The 281-nt window shown below is 65.1% G+C and carries 1 protein-coding gene; it reads left to right on the top strand.

The window, feature by feature from the left end; all coding sequences use genetic code 11:
- On the top strand, positions 1 to 281 hold a 281-nt coding region (locus QMX86_RS28255; RefSeq protein WP_282390441.1), incomplete at both ends, for an OmpA family protein.

Below are 281 nucleotides of genomic sequence, written 5' to 3'. Positions count from 1 at the left end.
CCCTTGGCCCGTTCACTCGCGTAGCGAAAATCCTTGAAGCCGCCCCGAAAACCGCAGTGCTGGTGCTTGGTCACAGCGATACCAGCGGTGCTGCGCCGGCCAACGTCAAACTGAGCCAGGAGCGTGCGCAATCGGTGGCGGCGATCTTCCGCCTCAGCGGCTTGCAGCGTGATCGCCTGATGCTGCGCGGCATGGGTTCCGAAGCGCCGCGTGCGGCCAACGACAGCGTTGAAGGCCGGGCCTTGAACCGTCGTGTCGAGCTGCTGGTGACTCCGCAGAAC

This window comes from Pseudomonas sp. PS01270 (assembly GCF_029959775.1).
GTDB classification, from domain to species: Bacteria; Pseudomonadota; Gammaproteobacteria; order Pseudomonadales; family Pseudomonadaceae; genus Aquipseudomonas; species Aquipseudomonas atacamensis.
This window is presented reverse-complemented; position numbering and strand designations above follow the sequence as displayed.